This is a genomic window from Desertihabitans aurantiacus (assembly GCF_003344635.1).
Taxonomy (GTDB): Bacteria; Actinomycetota; Actinomycetes; order Propionibacteriales; family Propionibacteriaceae; genus Desertihabitans; species Desertihabitans aurantiacus.
This window is the reverse complement of the sequence record NZ_QPKK01000158.1, coordinates 1-9,389: the sequence shown is the minus strand read 5'-3', so window position 1 is coordinate 9,389 and position 9,389 is coordinate 1. Positions and strand designations below refer to the sequence as shown.

The following is a 9,389-nucleotide window of genomic DNA, read 5'->3' as shown; positions in this document are numbered from 1 at the left end:
GACGGGCTCGACCCGGCCCGCTACCCGGTGGTCGTCGTCCCGGCCACCACCACCGTCCCCGAGCGCACCCACGCCTGGCTGACCGCCGTGCAGGACGGCGGCGGGACGGTGCTGCGGGTCGGCAGCCCGGTCGGCGTCGGCGGCCGCGAGGTGGCCGCCGGGTCGCTGGCCGCCGCCCTCGGCGAGGTCGTCGGACCGCTGCTCGTGCCCGACCGCCGCGCGCCCTCGCTCGGGGTGGTGGTGCGCCATACCGCCGAGGCCGAGGTGGTGCTGCTGGCCAACACCAGCCCGGAGCCGCTGCAGCGCTCGCTCACCTCGAGCAGCCGGCACACCCGCTACGAGCAGTGGGACCCGGTGACCGGACGGCTGGTGCACGCCGGCGCGCTGGCCGACGGGATCGCGCTGGAGCTGGAGCCCTACCAGGCGACCGCGCTGCTGCTCAGCGACGCCCCCGCACCCGCCGAGCCGGCCCCGCCGGCCGCCGGGGACGGGTCGTCGACCCCCCTCGCCGACGGCTGGGCCGTCACCTTCCCCGAGCAGGCGCCGACCCCGGTGGACCTGCCGCACGTGTGGGAGGAGACCGGCCGGCCCGGGTTCTCCGGCACCGCCCGCTACACCACCACCGTCGAGCTGGACGCCCTGCCCGACGGCGCCCGGGTCGTCCTCGACCTCGGCGGGGTGACGCCGGTCGGCGACGCCGGCGCCGACGAGGGGCTGGTCGGCCCGTCCTACCGGGCCCGCGTGCGCGGACCGGTCGGGGAGGTCGCGGCGGTGGAGGTCAACGGCACCGCGTGCGGGGTGCTGTGGTGCCCGCCGTACCGGGTCGACGTCACCGACGCCGTCCGGCCGGGACGCAACGAGGTCGCGGTCGAGGTCGCCAACACCGCCGCCAACGCGCTGTCGGTCGACGAGGAGATCCACCGGCTGGCCGCCGAGGCCGAGCGGCGCGACGGCCGCCGGTTCCGGATGCAGCAGCTGGACCGGGCGGCCGAGAGCGTGCGCTCGGGACTGCTCGCCGTGCCGACCCTGCGGGTGCACGCGCCGACCCCGCCCCGCTGACCCGCACACCGCCGCCCACCCGTGACGTCTGAGGAGAAGTGATGGCCCCCGCCGCGCCCACCAACGCCCCCGCCCGCATCGTCCAGGTCGGCGCCTCCGGCTTCGGCCGGGTGCACCGCGAGCGGATCGCGGCCGCGCAGCAGCGCGGCGAGGCCGAGCTGGTCGCCGTCGTCGACCCCTTCGTCGGCGAGCTGGCCGGACCCGACGCCGGTGTTCCGCTGCTGGGCACCCTGCCCGAGGCGCTGCAGGCGTCCGGGAGGGTGGATGTGGTGAGCATCGCCGCACCGATCGCCGAGCACGCCGAGCTGGCGACGCTGGCGCTGCAGGCCGGGGCGGACGTCCTGCTGGAGAAGCCGCCGGTGGCGGTCTGGTCGGACTTCGAGCGGCTGCTCGAGCTGCAGCGCAGCACCGGCCGGCTGGTGCAGGTCGGCTTCCAGAGCCTGGCCACCGACGGCGCCGACCTGCTCGGCTCCGACGCCCTCGGGCTCGGCGCGCTGCAGCAGGTGGGCGCGGTCGGGCTGTGGCTGCGCACGCTGGGCTACTGGTCGCGCTCGCCGTGGGCGGGCCGGCGCACCCTCGAAGGGCGTCCGGTGGTGGACGGGGTGGTGACCAACCCGCTGGCCCACGCGGTGGCGACCGCGCTGGCCGTGGTGGGCTGCCGCCGGGCCGAGGACGTCGACGAGGTGGGGGTCGAGCTGTTCCGGGCGAACGCCATCGACGCCGATGACACCTCGGTGGTGCGGGTGCGGACCACCGGCGGCGACGTCGTCACCTGCGCGCTCACCCTCTGCTCGCCGGTGCAGCAGGACCCGTGGGTCGAGGTGGTGGGCGAGCGGGGGCGGGCCCGCTACCTCTACACCGAGGACCGGATCGAGGTCACCACCGCCGACGGCAGCCGCACCGTCGCGGTCACCCGCACCGACCCGCTGGCCAACCTGCTCGCCGCCCGGCGGGGCGAGGTCGAGCTGATGGTGCCGCTGGTCAGCACCGGCGCGTTCATGCGGGTGATGGACGCCGTCGGCCGGACGACGCCGGTCCCGATCCCCGCCTCGGGCGTCCGCTGGGTGGGGGAGGGCGCCGACCGCCACCCCGAGGTCGAGCAGGTCGAGCACTGGGCGCAGGAGGCCGTCCGGCAGGGACGCACCTTCACCGAGCTCGGCGTGCCCTGGGCGCGGGCCGGGGCGACCACGGCCTGACCCTCCGTCGGGGGCGCGGGGCGCGCCCGTCCGCTGCGGTGGTCCTAGGCTGCCGGGCGTGAGCCACCCCGACCCGATCCCGCCGCCGGAACCGCTGCACCTGCGCGACGTCGTGCTGGTCGAGACCGGTGAGCGGACCGACCTCTGGGTGGCCGACGGCCGGCTGGTCGACGGTCCGGTCGCCGGAGCCAGCACCGTCGCCGACGGCGGCTGGGTGCTGCCCGGCCTGGTCGACGCCCACTGCCACGTCGGGCTGGAGGCCGCCGGCGCGGTGGACCGGGCCCGGGCCGAGCAGCACGCGCTGACCGAGCGGGCTGCCGGCGTCCTGCTGCTCCGCGACGCCGGGTCGCCGGCCGACACCCGCTGGATCGACGACCGGGACGACCTGCCGCGGGTGGTCCGCGCCGGTCGCCACATCGCCCGCCCGCGGCGCTACCTGCGCGACTACGCCGACGAGGTCGAGCCCGACGGACTGGTCGCGGCGGTGGAGCGGCAGGCCGCCCGCGGCGACGGCTGGATCAAGCTGGTGGGGGACTGGATCGACCGCTCCGTGGGCGACCTCACCCCGCTGTGGCCCACCGACGTCGCCGCCGCGGCGGTCGAGCGGGCGCACGAGCTGGGCTGCCGGGTGACCGTGCACGTGTTCTCGGAGCAGGCGGTGGCCGAGCTGGTCGCGTCCGGGGTGGACGGGGTCGAGCACGGCACCGGGATGACCGACGCCGTCATCGCGCAGATGGCCGAGCGGCAGGTCGCGCTGGTGCCGACCCTGGTGCAGCTGGAGAACTTCCCCCGCTTCGCCGCCCAGGGCCGGGAGAAGTTCCCCCGCTACGCCGCCCACATGGACGACCTCCACGCCCGCCGGTTCGACACCATCGGCCGGGCGGTCGAGGCCGGCGTCCCGGTCTACGCCGGCACCGATGCCGGTGGGTTCCTGCCGCACGGGCAGATCGCCCGCGAGGTGGCGGCGCTGGCCCGGCTGGTCGGTCCCGGGAGCGCCCTCGGGGCGGCGTCCTGGCGGGCGCGGGAGTGGCTCGGCCATCCCGGCCTCACCCCGGGCGCCCCCGCCGACCTGGTCGTCCTCGACGCCGACCCGCGGGTCGAGCCCGGGGTCCTGGCCTCCCCTCGCCGGGTGGTGCTGCGCGGCCGCGTGGTGTGAGCGCGCCGGCCCACGGCGTTTGGTGGCGGCGTCCGGCTCTGGCAGAATGGCCCGCGCATCCGTGCTGCCCTGGTGCCCTCTCTCCGCCGGGCGCAGCGTTGGTCCACCCGGGTTGACGTGCGCTGCCCCACCAGCGCGCCGACTGCTCACCCACCGCGCCGGGGCCGTCCCGGCCGAACCACCAGGAGAAACCACACCCGTGGCTGTCAAGATTCGTCTGAAGCGACTCGGCAAGATCCGTTCGCCGCACTACCGCATCGTCGTCATGGACTCGCGCCAGAAGCGCGACGGCCGGGCGATCGAGGAGATCGGGCTCTACCACCCGAAGAACGACCCGTCGGTGATCCAGGTCGACTCCGAGCGCGCCCAGTACTGGCTCGGCGTCGGCGCCCAGCCGACCGAGGCCGTCGTCGCCATCTTCAAGCGCAGCGGGGACTGGCAGAAGTTCTCCGGCGACACCTCCCCGTCGGGCATCGACCCGCAGGCGGAGAAGAGGGACAAGACCGCGCTGTTCAACGCCGCGCTGGCCGACACCGCCGACGAGCCCAGCGTGGCCGCGTTCAGCGGCCGCAAGAAGGCCGACGAGACCTCCACCGAGGCCGCCGCGGCCGAGACGGGCGCAGGGGAGACCTCGACCGACGAGTCCTCCACCGAGGCCTGAGGTGCTGGCCGACGCGCTGGAGCACCTGGTCCGCGGCCTGGTCACCCACCCCGACGACGTGCGGGTGCGTGACGTCGACGGCCGCCGCGGACGGATGCTCGAGGTGCGCGTGCACCCCGACGACGTCGGCAAGGTGATCGGTCGCCAGGGGCGCACGGCGAGCGCGCTGCGCACCGTGATCACCGCCCTGGCCGGACGGGACCGGATCCGCGTCGACTTCGTCGACGTCGACCGTCCCCGGCGGGGCGGACGCTGAGCCGGTGACGGCAGTCGACGTGGTGGTCGGCCGGGTCGGCCGACCGCACGGCGTGCGGGGTGAGCTCAGCATCGAGCTGCGCACCGACGAACCGATGAGGCGCTTCGCGCCGGGTGCCGCCGTGCACCTGGTGCGGAGCGCCGCGGCGCGTCCGGGGCTGGACCACTGGCCGGTCGAGCGGACGGTGACGGTGGACAGCACCCGCTGGCACCAGGGCCGGTTGCTGGTGCGCCTGGACGGGGTGGACGACCGCGACACCGCCGAGGCGCTGCGGGAGCTGCTGCTGGTGGTCCGCGTCGAGGAGGACGAGGAGCCCGAGGAGCCCGGGGAGTACTACGACCGGCAGCTGGTCGGCCTGGCCGTGCTCGACGCCTCCGGGCAGCGTGCCGGCACGGTCCGGGGCGTCGTGCACCTGCCGGGCCAGGACCTGCTCGAGGTCGACGTCGAGGGCGGACGCCGGTTGGTGCCCTTCGTCGAGGCGCTGGTGCCCGAGGTCGACCTGGAGGCCGGCCACGTGCGGCTGGCCGACGTCGAGGGGCTGCTGGACGACCTCGAGGCATAGCCCCCGGTCGTCGGACGAACGTGACGTCGAGCACGCGAGGACCACCTTGGTTTCGGGGGTCCTGGCGGAGAACTAAGGTGAGGCTGTGGCAACGACGACGATCTCGGCGCAGCGCAGGGCACTGCGTTCGACGGTGGCCAAGAAGGTCATCATGGCGGTCTCCGGCCTCATCATGGTCGGCTACCTGCTCGCCCACATGTACGGCAACCTCAAGGCCTTCTCGGGGATGCAGGCCTTCGACGAGTACTCCCACCACCTGCGCGAGCTCGGCGAGCCGATCCTGCCGCCCAGCGGCGCGCTGTGGATCATCCGGGTGGTGCTGCTGGTCGCGGTGGTGGCCCACATCTGGGCGGCGGTGCTGCTGGCCCGGCGGTCCTGGACCTCGGCCGGGGTCAACCGCTACGAGACCAGGCGCAACCGGCGCGGCATCCAGCGCACCTACGCCTCCTTCACGCTGCGCAGCGGCGGTCTCGTCATCGCCCTGTTCGTCGTCTACCACCTGGCGCACCTGACCTGGCACTGGATCGAGCCGGGCGGCTCCTCGCCCTCGCCCTACGGCCGGCTGGTCGCCGGGTTCTCCGTGTGGTGGGTGGTCGCGCTCTACGTCATCGCCCTGCTCGCGGTGGGCTTCCACCTGCGCCACGGCGTCGCCAGCGCGCTCTACACCCTCGGCGCCGGCACCACCGCCACCGCCCGGCAGGTGATCGTGGTGCTCTCGATCGTCACCGCACTGGTCATCACCGTCGGCTTCCTCCTCGTCCCCTTCAGCGTCCTCCTGGGAGTGATCCAGTGACCGACCACAACCCGTTCGAGAACCCCGGGCAGAGCTACGACAGCACCGACCGCGACGACCAGCCGATGGACCCGCGCGGTGGCCGCGAGGCCGAGGGCATGGCCGAGCAGGAGTCGACCTTCCCGGTGAGCGAGAACGCTCCCTCCGGTCCGGAGCAGCAGCAGCTGCCCGACGCCGACGCCTACTTCAGCCTCGGCGACCCGATCGCCGACACCAAGGCCCCGGGCGGGCCGATCGAGTCGCGGTGGTCGGAGCGCAAGTTCGGCGCCAAGCTGGTCAACCCCGCCAACCGGCGCAAGCTCAGCGTCATCATCGTCGGCACCGGGCTGGCCGGGGCCTCGGCCGCCGCCACGCTGGGCGAGAGCGGCTACCAGGTGAAGAGCTTCTGCTACCAGGACAGCCCCCGCCGGGCGCACTCGATCGCGGCCCAGGGCGGCATCAACGCCGCGAAGAACTACCGCAACGACGGCGACTCGACCTTCCGGCTGTTCTACGACACCGTCAAGGGCGGGGACTACCGCAGCCGCGAGTCGAACGTCTACCGGCTGGCCGAGGTCAGCGCGAACATCATCGACCAGTGCGTGGCCCAGGGTGTGCCGTTCGCCCGCGAGTACGGCGGCCTGCTCGACACCCGCTCCTTCGGCGGCGTGCAGGTGCAGCGCACCTTCTACGCCCGCGGCCAGACCGGCCAGCAGCTGCTGCTCGGTGCCTACCAGGCCCTGGAGCGCCAGATCGCGGCCGGCACGGTGACGATGTACGCCAAGCACGACATGCTCGAGCTCGTCGTCGCCGACGGCCGCGCCCGCGGCATCGTGGTCCGCGACCTCACCACCGGTGAGATCGAGACGCACTTCGCCGACGTGGTGGTGCTGGCCACCGGTGGCTACGGCAACGTGTTCTTCCTCTCCACCAACGCGATGGGCAGCAACGTCACCGCCGCCTGGCGGGCCCACCGCAAGGGCGCCTACTTCGCCAACCCCTGCTACACCCAGATCCACCCCACCTGCATCCCGGTCTCCGGCGACTACCAGTCCAAGCTCACGCTGATGAGCGAGTCGCTGCGCAACGACGGCCGGATCTGGGTGCCGAAGTCCGGTGAGGACACCCGCGAGGCGCGCGACATCCCCGAGGACGAGCGCGACTACTACCTGGAGCGCCGCTACCCGGCCTTCGGCAACCTGGTGCCCCGCGACATCGCCTCCCGGGCGGCCAAGGCGGTCTGCGACGAGGGCCGCGGCGTGGGCCCGGGCGGGCTGGGGGTCTACCTCGACTTCGCCGACGCCATCAAGCGCCTGGGCCGCAAGGCCGTCGAGGCCAAGTACGGCAACCTCTTCGACATGTACGCCCAGATCACCGGCGAGGACCCGTACGAGACGCCGATGCGGATCTACCCGGCCGTGCACTACACGATGGGCGGGCTGTGGGTGGACTACGACCTGCAGTCGACCATCCCCGGGCTGTTCGTCACCGGTGAGGCGAACTTCTCCGACCACGGGGCCAACCGGCTGGGCGCCTCGGCGCTGATGCAGGGGCTGGCCGACGGCTACTTCGTGCTGCCCAACACCATCGCCGACTACCTGGCCGACGGGCCGTTCGAGAAGATCGACGACACCCACCCGGCCGCGGTGGAGGCGGTGACCGAGGTCACCGACCGGGTGCAGAAGCTGCTCTCGGTCAAGGGCACCCGCACGGTCGACTCCTTCCACCGCGAGCTCGGTCAGATCATGTGGGAGTACTGCGGCATGGAGCGCAGCGAGGAGGGCCTGCGCAAGGCCATCGGGATGATCCGCGAGCTCCGCGAGGCGTTCTGGAACGACGTCCTGGTGCCGGGTTCGGGCAACGACCTCAACCAGTCCCTGGAGCGGGCCGGCCGGGTGGCCGACTTCCTCGAGCTGGGTGAGCTGATGTGCGTGGACGCCCTGCACCGCCGCGAGTCCTGCGGCGGGCACTTCCGGGCCGAGTCCCAGACCGAGGACGGCGAGGCGCTGCGCCACGACGACCAGTTCGCCTACGTCGCCGCCTGGGAGTTCACCGGCACCGGCCAGCAGCCGGTGCTGCACAAGGAGGATCTCGTCTACGAGTTCGTCGAGATGAAGCAGCGGAGCTACAAGTGAGCGCCGGGACACCCCCGCGCCGGCTCCGAGGAGGGAACGAGTCGTGAACATCACCCTGCGCGTGTGGCGCCAGGCCGGGCCCGACACCGAGGGCCACATGGAGACCATCGAGGTCCCCGACGTCAGCGAGCACATGTCCTTCCTGGAGATGATCGACGTCGTCAACGACCGCCTGACCCTGGAGGGCAAGGAGCCGATCGCGATCGACTCCGACTGCCGTGAGGGCATCTGCGGCACCTGTGGCGTCATGATCAACCGGCAGGCCCACGGCCCGGTGCGGGCCACCGTCTGCCAGCTGCACATGCGCTCGTTCGACGACGGCGAGACCATCGACGTCGAGCCGTGGCGGGCCGACGCCTTCCCGGTGGTCAAGGACCTCGTGGTCGACCGCTCCGCCTTCGACCGGATCATCGCCGCCGGCGGCTACATCAGCGCCCCCACCGGGTCCGCGCCCGAGGCCCACTCCACCCCGGTGAAGAAGGCCGACGCCGACCACGCCTTCGACGCCGCCACCTGCATCGCCTGCGGCGCCTGCGTGGCCGCCTGCCCCAACGGCTCGGCGATGCTGTTCACCGCGGCCAAGGTGACCCACCTGGGGCTGCTGCCGCAGGGCCAGCCCGAGCGGGGCTCCCGGGTGCTGAACATGATCAACCAGCACGACGAGGAGGGCTTCGGCGGCTGCACCAACATCGGCGAGTGCACCGCGGTCTGCCCCAAGGGCATCCCGTTCGACACCATCAGCCAGCTCAACCGCGACATGCTGGGGGCGCTGCTCCGCGGGGAGTGAGCGCACCGGCGTCCAGCCACGGCATCGAGGGCCGTCCCCGTCCGGGGGCGGCCCTCGGCGCGTGCTGGGACGGTCAGCGGACCAGCCGCTCGTTCATGTTCTGCAGGGTGCGGATCATCGGGTAGGTCTGGCCGACCGGGCCACCGGGCTCGGCGTCCCAGCTGAAGTCCTGGCCGACGCTCTCGAAGGTGGCCAGCACCACCCGGTCCCCGACCTGGGTGGTGCCGTAGTCCACCCACAGGCCTGCCTCGTCGCCGGCGTCGACGGCCACCGAGACGTAGCCGGCGCGCCCCCGCGGCACCGGGACGTCGAGCGGATCGGGGCCGACCACCGGCGGGGTGCCCTCCTGCTCCAGGGTGGAGCCGCACTCCTCACCCCAGCGCTGCAACGTCGCCCACGCCCGCCCGGCGGCCGCCTCGTCGGGGAAGGCCATCACCACGGCCGCCGCGGTGACGTCGGAGCTGACCTCGACCAGACGGGTGTCGGTGGCGCCGAGGCTGCCGGTGCCGGCCTGCTGGCAGCGGGAGATCTCCACGTCGTCGACCACCGAGGCCCGGTAGCCGTCGAAGGTGACGCCCTCGCTCCACTCGAAGTCCTCCAGCCGGGGCACCTCCGCGTCCTCCAGCCGGTCCCCGGGGCCCGGGGCGGGTCTGGCGGTGACGGCGGGGGAGGGCGCGATCGGCTGGGACGGCGGTGCACCGAGGACCTGGGCCACCAGGACGCCGGCGCCGACGGCCAGCACGGCCACCGCCGCCACCCCGCCGACGACCTGCCGACGGCGGACCCGGCGCCGGTCGCCCAGCCG

Annotated in this window: 10 protein-coding genes; 9 read left to right on the top strand and 1 reads right to left on the bottom strand. The window is 73.8% G+C overall.

The features are described from left to right. The 9 genes from DVA66_RS12955 to DVA66_RS12915 all read left to right on the top strand — a co-directional run. A partial coding sequence (locus DVA66_RS12955) for a glycosylhydrolase-like jelly roll fold domain-containing protein (protein ID WP_198671729.1) occupies nt 1–1,059 on the top strand: 1,059 nt, incomplete at its 5' end. 41 nt (nt 1,060–1,100) lie between these two features. Next, a complete protein-coding gene (locus tag DVA66_RS12950; protein ID WP_114560464.1) occupies nt 1,101–2,255 on the top strand; it encodes a Gfo/Idh/MocA family protein in 1,155 nt (384 codons plus the stop codon). Nucleotides 2,256–2,313: 58 nt separating this feature from the next. Then, complete coding sequence (locus DVA66_RS12945; RefSeq protein WP_232821940.1) at nt 2,314–3,411, top strand: amidohydrolase family protein; 1,098 nt, start codon at nt 2,314–2,316, stop codon at nt 3,409–3,411. 199 nt (nt 3,412–3,610) lie between these two features. After that, on the top strand, nt 3,611–4,072 hold the full coding sequence (rpsP, locus tag DVA66_RS12940; RefSeq protein WP_114560463.1) for a 30S ribosomal protein S16: 462 nt from the start codon (nt 3,611–3,613) through the stop codon (nt 4,070–4,072). Between the two features lies 1 nt (nt 4,073). Next, on the top strand, nt 4,074–4,328 hold the full coding sequence (locus tag DVA66_RS12935; protein WP_114127980.1) for an RNA-binding protein: 255 nt from the start codon (nt 4,074–4,076) through the stop codon (nt 4,326–4,328). A gap of 4 nt (nt 4,329–4,332) precedes the next feature. Beyond that, the gene (rimM, locus tag DVA66_RS12930) at nt 4,333–4,890 is read left to right on the top strand and encodes a ribosome maturation factor RimM (protein WP_114560462.1); all 558 of its coding nucleotides are present in this window, start codon (nt 4,333–4,335) and stop codon (nt 4,888–4,890) included. An 85-nt stretch (nt 4,891–4,975) separates the two neighbouring features. Further along, nucleotides 4,976–5,683, top strand: coding sequence for a succinate dehydrogenase cytochrome b subunit (locus DVA66_RS12925; RefSeq protein WP_114560461.1), 708 nt, complete (start codon nt 4,976–4,978; stop codon nt 5,681–5,683). A 98-nt stretch (nt 5,684–5,781) separates the two neighbouring features. Continuing rightward, a complete protein-coding gene (locus DVA66_RS12920) occupies nt 5,782–7,797 on the top strand; it encodes a fumarate reductase/succinate dehydrogenase flavoprotein subunit (RefSeq protein ID WP_114560465.1) in 2,016 nt (671 codons plus the stop codon). 43 nt (nt 7,798–7,840) lie between these two features. Beyond that, on the top strand, nt 7,841–8,584 hold the full coding sequence (locus DVA66_RS12915) for a succinate dehydrogenase/fumarate reductase iron-sulfur subunit (RefSeq protein ID WP_114560460.1): 744 nt from the start codon (nt 7,841–7,843) through the stop codon (nt 8,582–8,584). A gap of 73 nt (nt 8,585–8,657) precedes the next feature. Here the strand turns inward: DVA66_RS12915 and DVA66_RS12910 are convergent. Continuing rightward, a partial coding sequence (locus DVA66_RS12910) for a hypothetical protein (RefSeq protein WP_198671728.1) occupies nt 8,658–9,389 on the bottom strand: 732 nt, incomplete at its 5' end.